This window comes from Pectobacterium polaris (assembly GCF_002307355.1).
GTDB lineage: Bacteria > Pseudomonadota > Gammaproteobacteria > Enterobacterales > Enterobacteriaceae > Pectobacterium > Pectobacterium polare.
The window spans coordinates 2,186,969-2,206,844 of sequence record NZ_CP017481.1; the positions used below are offsets into that span (position 1 = coordinate 2,186,969).

20 protein-coding genes are annotated in these 19,876 nt (G+C 54.1%); 15 read left to right on the forward strand and 5 right to left on the reverse strand.

From position 1 onward, the window contains the following. The first annotated feature begins 43 nt into the window (after window positions 1-43). On the forward strand, window positions 44-1,267 hold the full coding sequence (locus BJJ97_RS09910) for a Tm-1-like ATP-binding domain-containing protein (RefSeq protein ID WP_095993836.1): 1,224 nt from the start codon (window positions 44-46) through the stop codon (window positions 1,265-1,267). A 12-nt stretch (window positions 1,268-1,279) separates the two neighbouring features. Then, window positions 1,280-2,113, forward strand: a complete 834-nt coding sequence (locus BJJ97_RS09915) for a phosphoenolpyruvate hydrolase family protein (protein ID WP_095993837.1) — start codon at window positions 1,280-1,282, stop codon at window positions 2,111-2,113. Window positions 2,114-2,235: 122 nt separating this feature from the next. Here the strand turns inward: BJJ97_RS09915 and BJJ97_RS09920 are convergent, their stop codons facing one another. After that, window positions 2,236-2,649, reverse strand: coding sequence for a DUF2628 domain-containing protein (locus BJJ97_RS09920; protein WP_095993838.1), 414 nt, complete (start codon window positions 2,647-2,649; stop codon window positions 2,236-2,238). A gap of 567 nt (window positions 2,650-3,216) precedes the next feature. Here BJJ97_RS09920 and BJJ97_RS09925 point away from each other — a divergent pair. Then, window positions 3,217-4,260 (forward strand): alpha/beta hydrolase family protein, encoded by a 1,044-nt coding sequence (locus tag BJJ97_RS09925; protein WP_095993839.1) that lies wholly within the window; start codon window positions 3,217-3,219, stop codon window positions 4,258-4,260. Here BJJ97_RS09925 and BJJ97_RS09930 read toward each other — a convergent pair. The 4 genes from BJJ97_RS09930 to mutY form a co-directional block, all read right to left on the reverse strand. Further along, window positions 4,223-5,314, reverse strand: a complete 1,092-nt coding sequence (locus tag BJJ97_RS09930; RefSeq protein ID WP_095993840.1) for a helix-turn-helix domain-containing protein — start codon at window positions 5,312-5,314, stop codon at window positions 4,223-4,225. The genes BJJ97_RS09925 and BJJ97_RS09930 overlap by 38 nt on opposite strands. A 95-nt stretch (window positions 5,315-5,409) precedes the next feature. Further along, entirely contained in the window at window positions 5,410-6,483 is a 1,074-nt protein-coding gene (gene mltC, locus BJJ97_RS09935) for a membrane-bound lytic murein transglycosylase MltC (protein ID WP_095701811.1), read from the reverse strand. Between the two features lie 52 nt (window positions 6,484-6,535). Continuing rightward, window positions 6,536-6,808 carry an oxidative damage protection protein gene (locus BJJ97_RS09940; RefSeq protein ID WP_005975842.1) on the reverse strand — a complete coding sequence of 91 codons (273 nt, stop codon included), beginning with the start codon at window positions 6,806-6,808 and terminating at the stop codon, window positions 6,536-6,538. Beyond that, a complete protein-coding gene (gene mutY, locus BJJ97_RS09945; RefSeq protein ID WP_039483814.1) occupies window positions 6,805-7,911 on the reverse strand; it encodes an A/G-specific adenine glycosylase in 1,107 nt (368 codons plus the stop codon). The genes BJJ97_RS09940 and mutY overlap by 4 nt, the downstream gene beginning before the upstream one ends. 164 nt (window positions 7,912-8,075) lie before the next feature. Between mutY and trmB the strand changes: the two genes are divergently transcribed. The 12 genes from trmB (at window position 8,076) to phnM (ending at window position 19,815) form a co-directional block, all read left to right on the forward strand. Then, window positions 8,076-8,795 carry a tRNA (guanosine(46)-N7)-methyltransferase TrmB gene (gene trmB / locus BJJ97_RS09950; protein WP_095993841.1) on the forward strand — a complete coding sequence of 240 codons (720 nt, stop codon included), beginning with the start codon at window positions 8,076-8,078 and terminating at the stop codon, window positions 8,793-8,795. A 1-nt stretch (window position 8,796) separates the two neighbouring features. After that, window positions 8,797-9,141 (forward strand): YggL family protein, encoded by a 345-nt coding sequence (locus BJJ97_RS09955; RefSeq protein ID WP_039483816.1) that lies wholly within the window; start codon window positions 8,797-8,799, stop codon window positions 9,139-9,141. A gap of 114 nt (window positions 9,142-9,255) precedes the next feature. Then, window positions 9,256-9,969, forward strand: a complete 714-nt coding sequence (locus tag BJJ97_RS09960) for a YggN family protein (protein ID WP_010282855.1) — start codon at window positions 9,256-9,258, stop codon at window positions 9,967-9,969. A gap of 212 nt (window positions 9,970-10,181) precedes the next feature. Further along, window positions 10,182-13,247: an autotransporter domain-containing protein gene (locus BJJ97_RS09965; RefSeq protein ID WP_227003586.1), complete on the forward strand. Its 3,066-nt coding sequence runs from the start codon at window positions 10,182-10,184 to the stop codon at window positions 13,245-13,247. Window positions 13,248-13,499: 252 nt separating this feature from the next. After that, window positions 13,500-14,213: a phosphonate metabolism transcriptional regulator PhnF gene (gene phnF, locus BJJ97_RS09970; protein ID WP_167385222.1), complete on the forward strand. Its 714-nt coding sequence runs from the start codon at window positions 13,500-13,502 to the stop codon at window positions 14,211-14,213. Beyond that, complete coding sequence (phnG, locus tag BJJ97_RS09975) at window positions 14,214-14,660, forward strand: phosphonate C-P lyase system protein PhnG (protein WP_095993843.1); 447 nt, start codon at window positions 14,214-14,216, stop codon at window positions 14,658-14,660. After that, window positions 14,660-15,241, forward strand: a complete 582-nt coding sequence (gene phnH, locus BJJ97_RS09980) for a phosphonate C-P lyase system protein PhnH (protein ID WP_095993844.1) — start codon at window positions 14,660-14,662, stop codon at window positions 15,239-15,241. The genes phnG and phnH overlap by 1 nt, the downstream gene beginning before the upstream one ends. Beyond that, window positions 15,241-16,317: a carbon-phosphorus lyase complex subunit PhnI gene (locus tag BJJ97_RS09985; protein WP_095993845.1), complete on the forward strand. Its 1,077-nt coding sequence runs from the start codon at window positions 15,241-15,243 to the stop codon at window positions 16,315-16,317. Before phnH ends, BJJ97_RS09985 begins: the two co-directional genes overlap by 1 nt. Next, window positions 16,310-17,164, forward strand: a complete 855-nt coding sequence (locus BJJ97_RS09990; protein ID WP_095993846.1) for an alpha-D-ribose 1-methylphosphonate 5-phosphate C-P-lyase PhnJ — start codon at window positions 16,310-16,312, stop codon at window positions 17,162-17,164. The genes BJJ97_RS09985 and BJJ97_RS09990 overlap by 8 nt, the downstream gene beginning before the upstream one ends. Next, window positions 17,151-17,915, forward strand: coding sequence for a phosphonate C-P lyase system protein PhnK (gene phnK / locus BJJ97_RS09995; protein ID WP_095993847.1), 765 nt, complete (start codon window positions 17,151-17,153; stop codon window positions 17,913-17,915). Before BJJ97_RS09990 ends, phnK begins: the two co-directional genes overlap by 14 nt. 63 nt (window positions 17,916-17,978) lie before the next feature. Continuing rightward, window positions 17,979-18,692 (forward strand): phosphonate C-P lyase system protein PhnL, encoded by a 714-nt coding sequence (phnL, locus tag BJJ97_RS10000; RefSeq protein WP_095993848.1) that lies wholly within the window; start codon window positions 17,979-17,981, stop codon window positions 18,690-18,692. Then, window positions 18,679-19,815: an alpha-D-ribose 1-methylphosphonate 5-triphosphate diphosphatase gene (phnM, locus tag BJJ97_RS10005; RefSeq protein WP_095993849.1), complete on the forward strand. Its 1,137-nt coding sequence runs from the start codon at window positions 18,679-18,681 to the stop codon at window positions 19,813-19,815. The genes phnL and phnM overlap by 14 nt, the downstream gene beginning before the upstream one ends. The last annotated feature ends 61 nt before the right edge of the window (window positions 19,816-19,876 follow it).

Consider the following 19,876-nt stretch of genomic DNA (forward strand, 5'->3'; position numbering starts at 1 on the left):
ATCAATCTGTTAGTTGTTTCGCTAACGGTGGGAGGGATACCAAATGGGAAGTGAAGTTGGCAGCGTTTATATTGCAAGTACCGCTGATACTAAAGGAAAAGAACAGATTTACGTCCGCGATTTGATTGCCGCTACAGGCTTAAAAACGGTCACGGTCGATCTGTCAACGACACCACCGTCAGCAGATACACAAGTGTCAGAGGCGACAGATATCAGCGCCGCAACGGTGGCATCTTACCATCCGCAGGGCGCATCGGCGGTGTTTTGCCATGACCGAGGTCAGGCAATTAGCGCCATGGCCGTTGCGTTTGAGCACTTCATGCTGTCCCGCGATGATATTGCCGGGGTGCTGGGTCTCGGTGGCTCCGGCGGAACCGCGCTGATTACGCCCGCCATGCAGGCGTTACCGATTGGTATGCCGAAGCTGATGGTGTCGACGATGGCCTCCGGCGATATCTCCGGTTACATCGGAGCCAGCGATATCAGCATGATGTATTCCGTTACCGATGTGGCGGGCCTGAACCGTATTTCTCGTCAGGTTCTTGGCAACGCTGCGCACCAGATCGCCGGCGCTGTGAAGTTTCATATTCAGGAACATCATGACGATAAGCCCGCGATTGGCCTGACCATGTTTGGTGTCACGACGCCGTGCATTCAGGAAGCCAGTGCATTGCTGGAAGCGGAGTTTGACTGTCTGGTCTTTCACGCGACGGGCAGCGGTGGGAAAGCGATGGAAAAGCTGGTGGACAGCCATTTGCTCACTGGCGTGCTCGACCTCACCACGACTGAGGTGTGCGATTTACTGTTTGATGGCGTGTTGGCCTGTGGGCCGGAACGGTTTGATGCGATAGCCAAGACGCAGGTGCCTTACGTGGCGTCCTGCGGTGCGCTGGACATGGTGAATTTTGGTTCTCCCGCTAGCGTGCCGGAGAAATACGCGCATCGTCTGTTCTACAACCACAACGCGCAGGTCACCCTGATGCGAACCACGATAGACGAAAATATCGCGATGGCGCGCTGGATTGGGGAGAAGCTCAACCGCTGTGAAGGCGAGGTGCGCTTCCTGATCCCAGAAGGCGGCTTCTCCGCGCTGGATGCGCCGGATCAGGCATTCTGGCACCCGGAAGCGCGTGACGCGTTTATCAGCACGTTGGAGAGCGTCGTGCAGCAAACGGCAAGACGACAGATTATTCGTCTGCCTTTCCATATTAACGATCCTTTATTTGCCCATGCCGCAGTCGATGCGTTTCGGGCGTTAGTGAAATAAGAAGGGAGAAGCATGATGTCAGGCATAAATCGTCAGGAACTGCTGGCAAAATTCCGCGACATGATCGCCCGCCGTGAGCCGATTATCGGCGGTGGCGCGGGAACGGGGCTTTCCGCGAAATGTGAAGAAGCGGGCGGCATCGATCTGATCGTGATCTACAACTCCGGGCGCTATCGCATGGCGGGGAGAGGTTCGCTGGCTGGCCTGTTGGCTTACGGCAACGCGAATGAGATCGTCGTGGATATGGCGAAAGAGGTGCTGCCGGTTGTGAAGCACACGCCAGTGCTGGCGGGCGTAAACGGGACCGATCCTTTCTGTCAGTTTGATAAGTTTCTGGATGACCTGAAAGCGCTGGGTTTTTCTGGCGTGCAGAACTTCCCAACCGTTGGGCTGATTGACGGTAATTTCCGCGCCAATCTGGAAGAAACCGGCATGGGTTACGCGCTGGAAGTGGACATGATTCGTCTGGCGCACGAAAAAGATATGCTGACCACGCCTTACGTGTTCAGTGCGGCAGATGCCGTCGCGATGACGAAAGCGGGGGCGGATATTATTGTGCCGCACATGGGGTTAACCACCGGCGGCAACATTGGCGCGGAAACCGCGCTTAATCTGGCGGATTGCGTTCCGTTGATTAATCACTGGGCACGTGAGGCAAAATCCATCCGTAAGGATGTGATTGTGCTGTGTCACGGAGGACCGATTTCAACACCGCAGGACGCACAGTTCATTATGGATCACTGCCCGCAGTGCGATGGTTTTTACGGTGCCAGCTCTATGGAGCGGCTGCCGACAGAAACCGCATTAACGGCTACTACACAGCAATTTAAAAAAATTAAGCGTTAACAGACTTTTTTGGCTCTATACCCAAAAGACTTCCTAAAGCGGGAAGAAAGGTGGGTAAATTTTACGCCAATATCAGGGAATGCGGCCAGCACATGCTGGCCGTAGTTTTTTGTGAGCGAGGTTTAGAGCATACCTTCAAACGGGTTCCAGCTTTTGCTGTTCTGAGTTTCCTTCAGGTAGTACGCGTAGTTAGCCGTTCCTGCCCACAGATAACTGATAGAAAGAGCAATAGGAAGATTCATATACTCGGGAAGCATGGCATCAACGATAGCTTCAATGAAAGCGATAACAATGTTAATAGCAATACCAATACCTAACAGCGTCAGGTTTTTTCGCCATAACCCAAGAACAAAGAAGTAAATCAGGCCAAAAAAGAAAGCAATAAAGTTGCTCTGAATCAGAATTCTATTGAGAAAACTGAGATTTTTAAATGCAGCCTTATGGGCTGGTGTATTAGGCCCACCAAACTCATTATAAAACGCGAAGCGGGTTTGCCATTTTTTAGAGTATTGCTTCTCTACTGTTGTGTTTTCCATAACAACTCTCTTCTTTAAAGATGTGAATAATATTGCTGTAAATAATTTCGATGGGTATTTTACGCGCAGATTATTTTCTTGCTACCGTTGATTTTACTTATAACAACTCCTCTCGATATATTGTTTGTAATGTGTCGTGGTAATTTAATATTGTTATTAGTAGGAGGTTAATGGAGTAATTTTACTGCGATAATAATGGAATCAAAGGCAGGTAGTGCAGTCTATGCGGCTGATTTTTGTAATCACAGGCATGTTTATTACTATGGCTATTAACTCTTGTATTTTTTATTAATTCCGGATAATTGATTGAACTAAGTAAAATTTAATATTGCACTCAATATTGGTCCTCACTCCCTTTATTCATACAATCGCAAAGAATAGCGTTATTTATTGGCGTTAATCGAACGTTTGTTGTCAGAGCATTCTTATTCTTCTCTCGGCTCCCAGTCGTATTGCTGCTCAGGCAGAAAAAACAGAGGGACTAAATAGCGTTTTAGGTCGCATCGGTCAGAAAGTCATTGTTATAAATGCTATTTTTCACAGCACGGAAACTTCGGAGAAATAGGTATGACATGGCGTATCACGATAGGACTACTCACGAACTTACTACTCAGCTTTGGCGTTATGGCAAACGCGGGCATTGGGTTTCAACAAATCACGTTAGCGGATGAGGCCACTAACAGGCCGTTGGACGTCGCCGTATTTTATCCGGCGTCATCACCATCGCAGACGACGAGCATTGGCGAGAATATTGCTTTTCCCGGCATTGTGGTGAGTAAAAATGCCGAGCCTGAACCTGGTGAACATCCTTTGATTGTGGTTTCACACGGCTATGGCGGGAGCTGGTTTAATCAACTCTGGCTGGCGCAGGCGTTGGTTAAGCAAGGCTATATTGTCGCTGCGCCCAATCATCCCGGAACCACGACGAAAGACATGCGCCCTGAGAACGCTCAGGCTCTGTGGCAACGGCCTCATGACCTCAGCCGCGTCATTACGGCATTACTCGCTACGCCAGAGAAGACGGGGCAGGTTGATGCGAAGCGCATTGCCGCTGTAGGTCATTCGTTGGGGGGATGGACGGTGCTGGCGCTGGCTGGTGGGCGTTTCAGTACGGAGCAATTTGAGAAGGATTGTCTGACGCATGTCGGGCTGGCGTCCTGCAAAGCCTATGAAAAGATGCAGGTCGCAAAAAGCGCCGCATCGCGTGCGCAGCTTGATAAATCACTCGCCGATCCACGCATCAGCGCGGTGCTCTCGCTGGATATGGGGTTGGCACGAGGGTTTACCGCAGAGAGTCTGGCGGCAATAAACATTCCTGTATTGATTATGGCGGCGGGGTATCCCAATGACGAGCTACCCGCCAAGCTGGAATCCCACGATCTGGCGCAAAAGCTGTCGCCAGCGTATTCAGCGTATAAAGAAATTGCCGACGCGACGCATTTTAGTTTTATGCAGCTTTGTAAGCCGGGTGCTGTTGAAATCATCAATGCCGAGAGCCCTGGCGACGGCATGATTTGTCTCGACGGTGGTGAGCGTTCGCGTGAGCAGATCCATCAGGAAATAGGGAAGGATGTCAGCGATTTTCTTCAGGCGGCGTGGCGGAAGCCGTAGTCTGTTCCTGAAGTGGGTACTGACTACGCCAGACGCTGGGGCTTACCCCCGTTAGCCGCAGAAATTCGCGATTGAAGTTTGATTTAGTCTGAAACCCGCTGGCCAGCATGATATCCGTGATTCGGTCATCCGTTTGGCTGAGGAGGCGTTTAGCCTCCTCTATGCGATATTCGTTCATCACCTGCGAAAAATTACGACCGTGAACGCGGTTGATGGTTTCGGACAGGCGTCTGAGCGGTATGCCCATGCGCCTGCTCAAGCGCTGAAGCGTCATGCCCGGATCGGTGTACAGCGCGTGAGTGCGGATGAAATCATCTAACGCTTTCGCGAGCTGGTGTTCGTCTTCGGTGGCGGGGACGGCTTCAGGCTTCTGGTCAGGCGGAGCGACAAGCCCTGCCTGTGGGGACGTGCGGTGTGTGACGATCAGCAGGGTCAATATCGCCAGCATGACGATGTGGAACGCGGTGATGATGGTCGCCGCGCTATTGCCGCTGTAGAACGCGATATCCAGTGCAATGACGGTGTCGATAGCGCCGGAGATAAGCACATACAGCCCAGCGATAAACGGCGCGCTTTTCCATCTAGGTAATGACGTTTGCAGACGGCGAGCGCTGTAAATCAGCATTGACCCATAACCGAAGTAAATACTCACCAGCATCAGGTCGATGAGCGGAACGGTTGTTCTGCTCTGGATGGCGCTTGCGCCAAGGATGAGTAAAGGCGGTAACAGATGCCAGAGAGATCGTCGGCGTGAGCGGGTTACGTCCTCAGAGGCCTTGTCGCCGTGAGGGAAAAGACACAGCCATAACAGCGGTGGAATCGATGCGGCAATCATGGGTTGAATAAACGCGGGTAAGGCAACATGGCTGCCCCAGCGTAACGCCACCAGCGTCAGGGCAAGACAGCTTACGCCGATGAGTACCGCTTCTGCCGTTGCACTGCGCTTTTTGGTGTTCTTGTGATGGGAATGGTTGTGAATAGCCAGAAACTGGATGCGAAAAAACAAAATAACCAGCAGAAGTGCGGTAATAAACGGTAAAGGAATCGCGGTCATCGTGTTTATCAACAACGTTATTGTAGCTATCTGATCTGATGAAACCGCGCTACCGGAATAAACCCGGTAGCGCGGCGTTCTGTGGTGCGCGTGAATTAGCGGCGGTAATTTTTCTGTGCCGTGTTCACTTTGTACAGATAGCGACGTGATTCACCAGACGGATGCTTCGTTGTCAGCGTTTGGTAGACGTCGCTCGGTGACATGTTGTTGATAATGCCCACGGCGCGATCGCGATCGCTGGAGAAGACGCGCAACACGCTGCCTGCGCCACCGTTATACGCGGTGATGACGGCGTAGCGTTTCGACGTCGGGTTCTCAATGCCAGCCAGATAGCTGTTCTTCAGAATCGACAGATAGGCGGTACCGGCGTCGATGTTTTGTTCTGGATCGAACAGATAGCTGCGGCTCGGCTGCCCCCCTTTCCCTTTCATCTTGAAGACGTCGCGTCCTGCGCTGTGCTGCACCACCTGCATCAGACCCAGCGCATCGGAACGGCTGACGGCATAAGGGTTGAAGCTCGATTCTGTCTGCATAATCGCCAGAATCAGCGACTCTTCAATGCCGTAACGCTCGGAGGCTTTACGTACCAGCGGCAGGTATTTGTGCGCACGTTTATCCAGATGGTTAGGGACAAGCTGCATCGTGACCGACCAGATAACGTGCATGCCGGAGGTGCGTTTTTGCAGACGGTTCTGGAGCAGGTAATCCGCAAAGCTGGCGGCACGACCTTCCCAGCGGATCGGCTGTCCGGTGTTATCCAGCACCTGTCCGTACAGCAGCGGTTCGCGGCTGATTTGAATATCGTTAGCGTCGGAATACAGGTCGGTGTTACTGGCGTCATCGCCCATCAGCAGGGTCGTGATAATCGCCTGACGCAGGCTGGCAACGGAGTCGGTTGCCGAAATGGTTTCGATCGTGATTGAACCGGCATCAAAGTTGATGTGGCTACGCGTCTTATATTGATCGGTGTATTTGACGTAGTCTTTCGGGCCGGCGATCAGTACTTCATTCATCCCCCAGATATTTTCGATGTTGTTGGCGAACTGGCCCATCAAAATATCGAAGGCGTTGGTATCCTTGAGAAACTCTTCGTCGTTGGCATTCCCTTTGTTTCCTGAACAGGAAACCAGCAGTGGTGCAATCACCAGCAGAGCTAACATTTTCTTCATATAACAAGCCGTGTCGGAATGGGGACGTAAGCGGGCCCGAAAGCCCGCAATCTCAGTGGCTCGGAGGCGTATAGCCTTCGATGTGTACGTCCTTTCCTTCAAACAGGAATTTGATCATTTCCTGTTCCAGCAGCTTACGGTCGTCAACATTCATCATGCTGAGTTTTTTCTCGTTGATCAGCATGGTTTGCTTGGTTTGCCACTGCGCCCAGGCTTCTTTGGAAATTTCGTTATAGATGCGCTTGCCCAGATCGCCGGGATAGAGCTGGAAATCCTGCCCTTCGGCATCGCGTTGTAAAAAAGTACAAAAAATCGTTCTGCTCATGCTTCTTCCTCATCAATTTCGCAGGCTTTCAAACGTGTTGACTGCGGGTGAGCCAACTCCCTCAGCAGGCGTTCTACCGGGGCGGCCAGTCCGACAGACGGCGGCTGCGCTAAGTTATACCAGAGACCTGCATCGTCATCCATGCAGGACCTGTTTTGTGAGCGATCGGTCTGCGATACGTCCAGCCAGAGCGGAACGATATCCAGATGAAAATGGCTAAATGTATGGCGGAACGCGACAAGCTGTTGCAATCCATCAGGATTCAGACCGCGTTGGTGCATCCAGAGTTCCAATTCCCGACGTTCGCTGAACTGCGGGAAGCAAAATAGCCCGCCCCACAGGCCGACGGCAGGGCGCTGCTGCAGCCAGACCTGAGAACCCTGTTGCATCAGCAGGAACCAGCCGGTTTTCTCCGGCAGCGTCTGCTTCGGCTTCTTGCCGGGGTATTGTGCCCAGCTGTGGTTGGCGTAGGCAATGCAGCCCGTGTTCAGCGGACACAGCTCGCACTTGGGGCGGCTGCGGGTACAGACCATCGCACCGAGATCCATCATCGCCTGATTAAACTGGCTGACGCCCTCGGCTGGCGTGACGTCTTCACTCCGCGCCCACAGTTTCTTTTCGACCTCTTTCTTGCCCGGCCAGCCGTCAACGGCGTAGCAGCGTGCCAGCACGCGCTTCACGTTACCGTCAAGAATCGGGTAATGCTGGCCGAGCGCGAGCGACAGCACCGCGCCAGCGGTGGAACGCCCGACGCCCGGCAATGCCGCGACTTCATCAAAGGTGGTGGGGAACTCGCCGCCGTGACGTGACACGATGGTCTGTGCCGCTTTGTGCAGGTTGCGCGCACGGGCGTAGTAGCCTAGCCCGGTCCACAGGTGGAGCACTTCGTCCAGCGGCGCTGCCGCCAGTGCGTTTACGTTCGGAAAGCGTTCCATAAAGCGTTGGAAATAGGGAATAACCGTGGTGACCTGCGTTTGTTGCAACATCACTTCGGATAGCCATACTTTATAGGGAGTTTTCTCAAGCTGCCACGGCAGGGTTTTGCGGCCATAGCGTTGATACCAGTCCAGCACCTGATGGGCGAACTGTTGCGCTTGCATCATAAAATGGGGTCACTATCCGGCAGGTAAAAGTTTGATAGCGATTCCAGCACAGAGTGAATGTGCTGTAAACCGGAACTTTCCGAGGCAGTGGGCTTGCTAAACCACGGTATCCTTGCATAATGCGCGTTTCATTAACGAAATCGGACAGCAAGTAAACACTCTTTATGATTAACAACGTCATTTCACCGGAATTTGATGAAAATGGGCGCCCGATGCGTCGTATCCGCAGTTTTGTCCGCCGTCAGGGGCGCTTGACTAACGGGCAACAGCTGGCGCTGGATAACTACTGGCCGGTGATGGGCGTGGAATATCAGACCGAGCTGGTCGATTTTAACCCGCTATTTGGTCGTGACGCGCCGGTGGTGCTGGAAATTGGTTTTGGGATGGGCGCCTCGCTGGTGACGATGGCGGCACAGCATCCTGAGCAGAATTTCCTCGGTATCGAAGTTCACCTGCCGGGCGTGGGAGCCTGTCTTGCTGCCGCACAGGAAGCAGGAATCAGCAATCTGCGCGTGATGTGTCACGATGCGATCGAAGTGCTGATGAATATGATCCCAGATGGCTCACTGTCCATGGTTCAACTCTTCTTCCCAGACCCATGGCATAAAGCCCGCCATAATAAACGCCGTATCGTTCAGGTGCCTTTCGTCCAACTGGTACAGAGTAAGCTGAAAGTCGGCGGCGTGTTCCATATGGCAACAGACTGGGAACCTTATGCACAACATATGCTCGAAGTGATGACCTCTGTCACCGAGTACCGTAATCTTTCCAATAATAATGAGTACGTTGAGCGGCCGGAGTCCCGTCCGCTGACGAAATTTGAAGCACGCGGCCAGCGTTTGGGGCATGGCGTGTGGGATCTGATGTTTGAGAGGATAAAATAAAATGGCACAAGCTCGTAGCCGTCGTTTACGTAAAAAGCTTCACATTGATGAGTTTCAGGAATTAGGTTTTTCTGTCAGCTTCCGCTTTCCAGAAGGCACTAGCGTAGAAGATATCGATCAACTGATGGATAAGTTCGTTGACGACGTCATTGAACCAGAAGGACTGGCATTTGAAGGCAGCGGTTATTTGCTCTGGGAAGGCCTGATCTGTCTGCAAAAAATTGGTCACTGCACCGAAGAGCATCGCCAACTGGTTAGCCGCTGGTTGGAAGAGCAGAAACTGACGGACGTCAAAGTCAGCAACCTGTTCGATATCTGGTGGGATCTGCCAGAACACCTGCTGTAATCCTTGGTCTTATCAAGGTATGCCTGAGCTGATTCTGGCTCAGGCGTTATCCGCCTCATCAAAGGGCGGATTGCCGCTCTCCCGCTACTGCCGTTGTTTTCTTCAGGAGAAAATATGTCGCGTAAAATAACCTTGGGTTTATTGATGTTGCTGTCCTGGCAAGCGCAGGCGGCCTACCAGTGCAACGTGAACCCGCAGGACGACATCATTATCAGTCCGCAGCACGTACAGGTCGTGGGGGCCAGCGGCAATTTACAACTCTCCCCGCAGGGCGATATCGTCCGTAACGGTACACCACTGACCCTGAATGCCGAACAGCGCCAGAAAGCCAAAGCCTATCAGGCGGATTTACGCCAGCAGCTGCCGTGGATCGACCAGGGTGCGCAGCAGCATCTTGAAAAAGCGCGAGTCGCGCTGGATAACGTGATCGTGCAGGAGCTTGGCAGCGACAGCAATGTACGCAATCGTCTGACTACGCTGGATAAACAGCTCAAGCAGCAGATGAACCGAATTATCGAACACCGCACCGATGGCCTGACGTTCCACCATCAGGCGATTAAGCAAGTTGAACAAGATGGCAAGCAGCTCGTGCAACAAAGCATGGGCGGCGTCTTGCAGGACAGCCTGAACGAAATGGGCGTGAAACAGATGTCCAGCGGCGGCAACCCGCTACAGGCGATGATGGGCAACCTCGGTGGTTTGCAGAAAGCGATTCAGGCCGAGTGGAACAATCAGGAACTGGAATTCCAGCGCTTCGGCAATGACGTATGTAGCCGCGTCACATCGCTGGAAAACCAGCGCAAGAGTCTGTTGCAGACGCTGAAGTAAACTGACGTCGCTTAAGGAAACGGGCTGAGGCCCGTTTTTTGATCGTCCTTTTCCTCTCTCTCCCTTCTCCGTATTTTCCTTTTCGGTCTGACCTCTTTACCTGTAACCGAATACCTCATGAAATTCATTGATTGTTACCTTCATGCGTTATGATTATTTGTACTAGTAACATAGAGTGACAATCACATTTGTGTTCGAACAGGGTGTCGTTAATGCTCTCGATGTGGAAAATCCATCCTTTCAAAAATAATCCTTCTAACAACCATTTATGCCGTGTACTTGCGATGGGGTTACTGCTGTTTTGTCCTGTGACGTTATGGGGAGCGGATAATTTTCGGACGGCGGAGTATGAGCGTAACGGTGCTGCACTGGATTCGATCAACGCAGCAGAGGCCTACAGTCTCGGTTTCTCGGGGAAGGGCGTTGGCGTTGCGGTCATTGATGCGACTGGCGAACTGAGCGGTGATGAATTTGCCGGACGGGTGGATTCGGGGGCGGGGTGGATCTCATCCCCGTGGGATGGCGCGTTTCATGGCTACGCGGTGGCGGGTGTCATTGGTGCGGCGAAAAATGATAGCGGCATTCACGGCATCGCCTATCAGGCGAACCTGCTGCCGTTAGGAACCACTTTTTCATCGAATACATTGGTTAATGCCCAGCTTAATGTGCTCGATCGTCCAGATATCAAGATCGTCAATAATAGCTGGGGATACCAAATATTTAACGATACGGTGCAAACGTTCAGCGCCGATCGTCAGATTGAATTGCTGGACGGCATCATCAATAACAATATGGTGATTGGTACGGAGATGGCAAAGCAGGGTCAGTTAACGGTGTTTTCTGCCGGGAACGAAGGGCACCTGACGCCGTCGATTAATGCTGGGCTGCCAACGCTATTAGATGCCTACGGAATTGACAATACGATTGCCAATAACTGGCTCAGTGTTGTGGCTTACGATCCTTCTCAGCGCCCTTCCAGTGCGGCGTTTATTGCATCATTCAGTAACCTGGGATTTGGAGCGTCGGCTTATACGCTGCTTGCGCCGGGCGTGAATATTGTGTCTACCAGAGATGCGAACACCACTGACACATTCAGCGGCACGTCATTTTCGGCACCTTACGTTTCGGGCGTTGCCGCGCTGGCGTCTGAGGCGTTTCCGTATCTGGACGGTAAGCAGCTAGCCGATATTCTTTTGTCCACGGCCACGCCGCTCACCGGTAGCAATACCCCGCGTGCGGTGTTGCTCATCCACAAGAATTACGATGACCATCAAAACCATCTCAGTAGTGAACTCAATGTTTATTCGACGGGTAATGCTGTCACGTTTAGCGATGAGGAAATGACCGTCTTTCTGGCACGGGTCAGAGAGGATGCGTTCTTCGATAATCTTACGGATGAACAGGTGCGCAGCGCGATTCGTGCCCGCGCCAGCGCGCAAAATATCAATGTGCTCACAACGGATGATTACCAATCGCTATTTGGTCAGGGGATGGTGAATGCGTATAAAGCGGTGCAGGGGCCGGGCGCATTGAATGCCCAGAGGCTGAGCAATAGCGATCTCAGTAGTGGAACATTTAACGGTAACTACGCGATCTACGGGGTTGATACGCAAGGATATTCCAGCACTTGGAGCAATGACATTGCACAGGTGAAAAATACGACCAGCAGCAGTTCCTTGTATCAGTTAGATGTCGGTTTACGCAAGCAGGGCGCAGGAGCCCTTTATCTGACGGGTAATAATACCTATCTCGGGCCGACCATTGTCGAAGGCGGCAGCGTCATAGTGGGCAAAGTTGCGCAGGGGAGCGGTAGTCTGGCGGGGGATGTCTGGGTGCAATCTGCGGCGACGCTGGGCGGGCATGGCAAAATCGCTGGCACCGTCACGCTTGAGAACGGCTCAACGCTTTCGCCCGGCGCATCCGTTGGCACATTAACGGTTGGCAATGTGGTGTTTCAGTCCGGCAGTCTTTATCACTATGAGATTGATGAGCAGGGCAATGCCGATGGCCTGAATGTTACACAGGATGCGACGTTGGCGGGCACCGTGGTGCTGGATGCGCCTTCGCAGTCATTGGGCGATCGGTTTACCCTCTTGAATGTCGGTGGCACCCTGAGCGGCAGCTTTGATGGATTAACCTCCAACTCAACCCAGCCTTTCCTGCAAGATACGCTGAGCTATGGCAACAAGCAGGCTTATCTGGACGTGGTGCGCAATAATCGCGCCTTTAATGACGTTGCTACCAGCCTTAATCAACGCGCCGTTGCGCAGACGATCGAGAGCCAGAATAGTGGGCCGGTTTTCTCTGCTATCGCGAACAGCCGCAGTGAAGCGACCGCACGGGCGGCATTTGATAACCTCGACGGTGAGATCTACGCCGCCTCGCGCGCCGCATTGCTCCAGCGTAGCCGGTACGTGCGGGACGAGATCAACAGCGCACTGCACGATGAAAATGCACAATCGCTTTGGCTGAGTACGTGGGCGAACAATGGCCAGTTCGATGGGACCGCTGAATCCTCACGCGTTAACCACAGCGGCTATGGCTTCTTAATCGGTAACGGTAGCCCAGTCGGTGAAAGCAGCACGCTGGGTATCGTCGTCGGTGCAGAGAAAAGCAAGATCAAAACCGATGCGCGTGCCGCCAGTAACGATGTGACGGCTTATCACGTTGGCAGCTATTGGGGAACGAGCTATAGCGGCATCGCATGGCGATCCGGTCTGGTCTACAGCTATCTGGATATGGGCACTGAGCGAGACATTCAGGTGCCCGGACTCACGAGCCGCGCTCAGGCAGATTATCATGCGCACCTTTTTCAGGGATTTGCGGAAGGAAGTCATCGGTTTGCGTTCAATGACAGCCTAAGTGTCGAGCCTTATGGCAACCTCTCGTATGCCTGGCTCGATCTCGCAGGCGGACAGGAATACGGTAGCGCCGCTGCGCTGCGCTGGGAACGTCAGGACAGCGGGGCGGGATACTCAACGCTGGGCTTACGCGGTGAGGCGCGCTGGTCTTCACTCTCGCCTGTCCGGCTCTATGCCGATGCGGGCTATCAGCGACGCCTGACGCCGGATCGTAATCAAACGCGGCTGAGTTTTGTACAAGGCGGCGATGCGTATACCGTCCACTCTGCCACTGACGATCGCGATGCGCTGCTCGTGCGGGCGGGCGTCACGTTAGCGATTAAGCAGAATGCGACGCTGTTACTGGGCTACCAAGGCCTGGTTAGCGATAAAATGCGCGAAAACAGCGCCAAAATGCAGTTTGGACTCACATTCTGATACTTGAAAATCATCCCCCACGCGCGGGTAAAGCCGTGTGTGGGGCGTTTGGTACAGGGTTGTCGCCCAGTGAGATAATGCGTTGCCGATAGCCATACATTGTTAGCAGCCTATCGAAAAAAGTTCATTTTTGTGCCATGTCTGATTAACGATATCGACATGTTCCCCCGCCAATATTGTTCAATATTTATGCACTCCAGCATTCGCCTTCCGAATCGTATTAATGCCCCTGTTTCTGGGAGATTTTTTATGATGCAGTTGTCCAGACATCCGACCACGCTCTATCAGGCGATTGCCGCCCGGTTAGAAGAAGAGCTACGCGAACGCTACAAATGTGGCGACTACCTCCCCTCTGAAAAGCAACTGGCGACGCACTACGCCGTTAATCGCCATACGTTACGCCGAGCCGTGGATGATTTGGTGAAAAAGGGGCTGGTTCAACGCCGTCACGGCGTGGGGATCTTGGTGCTTATGCGGCCTTATGATTACCCGCTGCATGCGCAGGCCCACTTTAGCCAGAACCTGTTGGAGCAAGGCAGTAATCCCTCCAGCGAACGACTCTTTGCCATGCTGACTCCGGCCAGTCAGGAGATTGCCACCACGCTGGGCTGTGGCGAAGGCGACAACGTCATCCATTTGCGCACGCTGCGCCGGGTGAACGGCATTCCCGTCTGCGTCATTAACCATTTCCTGCCCAATCTTTCCTGGTGGCCGCACCTACAGCAGTTTAATAGCGGCTCGCTGCACGACTTTATTACCGAGCGACTGAATCAGACGCTGGTTCGCACGCAAACGCGCATCAGTACGCGTCTGGCTCAGGCTAAAGAGAGTCGGCTGTTGGAAATCGACGCGCAGGCACCGCTGCTGTGTTTGCGCACGCTGAATAAAACCGCAAACGGTGAGATCGCCGAGTACTCCGTCAGCCTGACGCGCGGCGATATGATCGAACTGACGCTGGAGCACTAGATGGATACGCTAACACGCCGTCAACGCTGGCTCTCGGTGCTGGCATTCAGCCCGGTTGCCGAGCTGGAAAAACGCTGGCACGCACTCAATTTACACCCGCAGTACGCCCTGCTGCGCGCCGCTGAAATTGGCCTGACTCGCCTACAGGCGAGAATGGGGGGAACGGGCAAGCGCTTTGTGCTGGGAGATATGACGATCACTCGTGCCGTGGTGCGTCTGGCAGACGGTACGTGCGGGTATAGCTATGTGGCTGGGCGCGATAAAGCCCATGCCGAGCGCTGTGCCGTTATTGATGCTCTGTTGCAACAGCCTGAAAACCACGATCGGTTACAGGAGCATCTCATCGAGCCTCTGGCGGCGCAGCGTGCCGAGCTGTGTGAACAGCGCGCGCGTGAAATTGCCAGCAGCAAGGTCGATTTCTTCACGTTGGTTCGCGGAGATAACTGATGTCTATACAGGCGAGCTTTGCGCAGCCGGTGGCTGACGCGCAGTGTACTTTTCGGCGCATCCTCAAAGCCGTTAGCGAGCCGGGCGTAATGGTGACCTTACCGTTACAGCAAGGCTGGGGGAGGCTTTCTCCCGCTTCGACGGCGGTGATGCTGACGCTGGTCGATCGCGACACGCCGCTCTGGCTGGATGACGCATTGGATGATGACACCCTCCGCAGCAATCTGCGTTTTCATACCGGTGCGATATTGACCCGCGATGAATCGGCGGCCTTCGCCTTGCTTCACGTTTCGTCAGCCACGGCTATCGCGCTGTCGCGGTTTTCTGCTGGTGACGTCATGTCGCCGGAAAAGAGTACCACGGTCATCATCGAGGTCACTTCCCTGACCGGCGGCACGCCGCTGTGCCTGAGCGGGCCGGGGTTGGAAACCTCACGCGTCGTTGATCCGCAATTGTCGCCGGACATCGTGCGCTATCTCTGTCACCGTCCCGATCCCTTTCCGCAAGGTATCGATCTGATGTTCACCTGTGCGGATGCCCTGATGGCATTACCGCGCACCACCCACGTGGAGGTCTGCTGATGTATGTCGCCGTGAAAGGGGGAGAGAAAGCGATCGAGAATGCCCATCGCTTACAGGAAGATCTGCGTCGTGGGGATCGTGATATTCCGGAGATTGGCTGCCAGCAGGTTGAACAGCAGCTCGGGCTGGCGGTCGATCGCGTGATGACCGAAGGCGGAATTTACGATCGTGAACTGGCAGCACTGGCTATCAAGCAGGCCAGTGGCGATATAGTGGAAGCTATTTTTCTGCTGCGTGCGTATCGCACGACGCTGCCGCGCTTGGCCGACAGTCTGCCGCTAATAACGGCAAATATGCGCATTGAGCGGCGCATTTCGGCGGTCTACAAAGATGTGCCGGGCGGTCAGGTTCTCGGCCCTACCTACGATTACACTCACCGCTTGCTGGATTTCACGCTGCTTGCCAACGGTGACACACCCACGCCGTGCGTGGCGGATATACCGCTGGAAGCAACGTGCCCGCTGATATTTGATCTGATGACTCGCGAGGGTTTTGCCATCAGGGAAGAGGATGACGGCAGCGAACCGTGCGATATCACCCGCGACCCGCCGAGTTATCCCGCCCCGCGTTCGGCACGTCTGCAACAGCTGGTGCGGGGGGACGAAGGCTTTTTGCTGGCGTTGAGCTACTCGACGCAGCGCGGCTATGGTCGGACTCATCCCTTTGCCGGCGAGATTCGCACCGGCTTTGTCACGGTAGAGATTGTGCCGGAGGAGCTGGGCTTTCCGCTGGAAGTCGGTGAAATCCTGCTGACCGAGTGTGAAATGGTCAACGGGTTTACCGATCGGGATGAGGACGCGCCGCACTTTACCCGAGGCTACGGGTTGGTGTTTGGGCGCGCGGAGCGTAAAGCGATGTCGATGGCTCTGGTGGATCGCGCGCTGCAAACCGCAGAGCATCACGAACGGGTGACCAGCCCGGCGCAGGACGAAGAGTTTGTGCTGTCGCATGCGGATAACGTCGAGGCGGCAGGGTTTGTCTCTCACCTCAAATTGCCCCATTACGTCGATTTTCAGGCGGAGCTGGAGTTATTGAAACGTCTGCGTCAGGAGTATCAGGAGGGCAAAGATGCATGAGTTAAGCGGCTATAACCCCGGCTATCTTGATGAGCAAACCAAACGGACTATCCGGCGCGCTATTTTGAAGGCGGTGGCGATTCCCGGCTATCAGGTGCCGTTTGGTGGACGGGAAATGCCGATGCCCTATGGCTGGGGCACCGGCGGCATTCAGCTCACCGCCAGCCTGATTGGCGAAAACGATGTGCTGAAAGTGATCGATCAGGGCGCGGACGACACGACCAATGCTGTCTCTATTCGGCGTTTCTTCCAGCGCGTGAGCGGGGCGGTGACCACTGAACGCACCGTTGAGGCCACGCTAATTCAGACGCGCCACCGCATTCCTGAAACGCCGCTGAAAGAAGATCAAATCCTGATCTATCAGGTGCCGATCCCCGATCCGCTGCGCTTTATTGAGCCGCGTGAGATCGAAACACGCAAAATGCATGCGCTGGAAGAGTACGGCATCATGCAGGTGAAGCTGTACGAAGATATCGCCCGCTATGGTCATATTGCGACAACCTATGCGTATCCGGTGAAGGTAAACGATCGCTATGTGATGGACCCTTCGCCTATTCCAAAGTTTGATAACCCCAAAATGCATCGGATGCCCGCGCTGCAACTGTTTGGCGCAGGCAGAGAAAAACGCATTTATGCTTTGCCTCCCTACTGTGACGTGAAAAGTCTGGATTTTGACGATCACCCGTTCTGCGTTCAACGCTGGGATCAGCCCTGTGCGCTGTGCGGTTCGCATGACAGCTACCTTGATGAAATCGTGATAGATGATGAAGGATCGCGTCTGTTTGTCTGCTCCGATACCGACTATTGCCGTCAGCAGCAGGAGAAACAAAGCCATGAATCGCAGTGAACAGCCGCTGCTTGCGGTCAATAACCTGACGCACCTTTATGCGCCGGAAAAGGGTTTTGAAGAGGTCTCGTTCGAGCTTTTTCCAGGGGAAGTTTTGGGGATCGTCGGTGAGTCAGGATCGGGGAAAACCACGCTATTACAAGCGATCTCGGCACGGTTAACGCCACAGCAGGGAACGATTGACTATCAGGGGCGCGATTTATATCGCCTGAGCGAAAGTGAGCGGCGACGTTTGCTTCGCACCGAGTGGGGCGTGGTGCATCAGTATCCGCTCGATGGCCTGCGCCCGCAGGTTTCGGCCGGCGGCAATATTGGTGAACGGCTGATGGCCGCTGGGCAGCGCCACTACGGTGAGATTCGCCAGCAGGCAAGCCAGTGGTTACAGGACGTTGAGATCCCGGTCGCGCGTATTGACGATCTGCCCACCACCTTTTCTGGCGGGATGCAGCAGCGCCTGCAAATTGCCCGCAGTCTGGTGACACGCCCTAAATTGGTCTTCATGGACGAACCGACCGGCGGGCTCGATGTTTCCGTACAGGCTCGTCTGCTGGATCTCTTACGTACTCTGGTGCGTGAACTGAATCTGGCGGTGGTGATCGTGACGCATGATTTGGGCGTCGCGCGGATGCTGGCTCACCACCTGATCGTGATGAAACAAGGGCGGGTTGTCGAAAGCGGCCTGATTGACCGCGTACTGGACGATCCTAGACACCCTTATACGCAACTGCTGGTTTCGTCAGTCCTGAGCTGATGGAAGCCGCACGAATCCCGCGCCAGCGCGGGTGAATCAGGTTGTAATCAATCGGAACACGCCATGAACACACAGCTTCGCGTTGAGCATCTTTATAAAGTCTTCGTGTTACACAATCAGCACGGCGCTGCGTTGCCCGTGTTGCATGACGCTAATTTTGAGGTCAAGGCAGGGGAGTGCGTGGTGCTGGATGGTCATTCCGGCAGTGGTAAATCGACGCTGCTCCGTTCGCTGTATGCCAACTACCAGCCTAACAGCGGCCATATCTGGGTAAAGCATCACCATCACTGGGTCGATCTGGTGAACGCTCCGTCACGGCAAATTCTTGCCATTCGCCGCGACACCATTGGCTGGGTTAGCCAGTTTTTACGGGTGATTCCTCGCGTCTCCACGCTGGATGTCGTCATTCAGCCCCTGCTGGAGCGTGGTATGGCGCGTGCCGAGTGTGAGGAGCGCGCCAGACAGTTGCTCGCCCGGCTCAACGTACCAGAGCGACTCTGGTCGCTACCGCCATCAACTTTCTCCGGTGGTGAACAGCAGCGGGTGAATATTGCTCGGGGATTTATCGCCGATTATCCCATTCTCCTGCTGGATGAACCCACTGCCTCACTGGACAGCGGCAATAGCAATGTGGTGGTTCAATTGATTGAAGAAGCCCGTGAGGGCGGGGCGGCGATTGTCGGCATTTTCCATGACGGTGCGGTGCGTAACCGGCTCGCCACGCATTTACACGCTATGCAACCTTATCCCGGGGTGCAGCAACATGATTATCAATAATGTCCATTTGGTATTGGAAAATGAAGTGGTTTACGGATCGCTGGACGTGCAAGACGGCGTCATTACTCACGTTAGCAACGCATGTAGCCAGCAGCCGGGGGCTTTTGATGGCGAAGGGGGATTTCTGCTGCCGGGGCTGGTGGAGCTGCATACCGATAATCTCGATAAATTTTTTACCCCGCGGCCAAAAGTGGATTGGCCAGCCTATTCGGCCATGAGCAGCCATGATGCGCTGATGGTGGCGAATGGTATCACCACCGTGCTGGATGCGATTGCCGTGGGGGATGTGCGGGACGGTGGTCATCGCTTCGATAATCTCAATAAAATGGTTGAGGCGATCCGTCAGGGACAGGAAAAAGGACTAAACCGCGCTGAACACTGGCTGCACCTGCGCTGCGAACTACCGTATGACGCCACAGTCCCGCTGTTTGAACAACTGATGAATACCCCCGACCTGCTGCTGGTGTCATTGATGGATCACTCGCCCGGCCAGCGTCAGTACACATCGTTGCAGAAATACCGCGAGTATTTTCAGGGAAAATATCATCTCAGTAACCTACAGATGGACGCGTTTGAAGAAGAACAGAGGGGGTTGGCCGCTTGCTGGTCTCAGCCCAATCGGCTGGCGATTGCGGCACTCTGCCGTAAAAAAGGGATCGCATTAGCCAGCCATGACGATGCCACGGTAGAACACGTTAACGAATCCCTTCAAGTGGGCTGTGCGATTGCTGAATTTCCCACTACCGAGGCGGCGGCGAGATATTCACACGACCGAGGGTTGCTGGTGTTGATGGGCGCACCCAACGTGGTACGCGGCGGCTCGCATTCGGGCAACGTATCCGCCAGCCAACTGGCGCAGCAGGGCTTATTGGATATTCTCTCTTCTGATTATTACCCCGCTAGCCTGCTTGATGCTGCTTTTCGTCTGGCACAGGATGAGAGCAATCCTTATGACCTGCCGCGCGCCATCACCTTGCTGACGCGCAATCCTGCCCGCGCCATTGGATTACACGATCGCGGTGTGATTGCTGAAGGAGGGCGTGCCGATCTGGTTCTGGCCCATACGCTTCACGGCCATGTTCATATTCGTCATGTGTGGGCAAAAGGGCAGAAGGTGTACTAATCGATTGCTTTGCTTATTGGCGGATCTTGGCAGGCTAAGGATAGCCTCACAAATCGTTTCA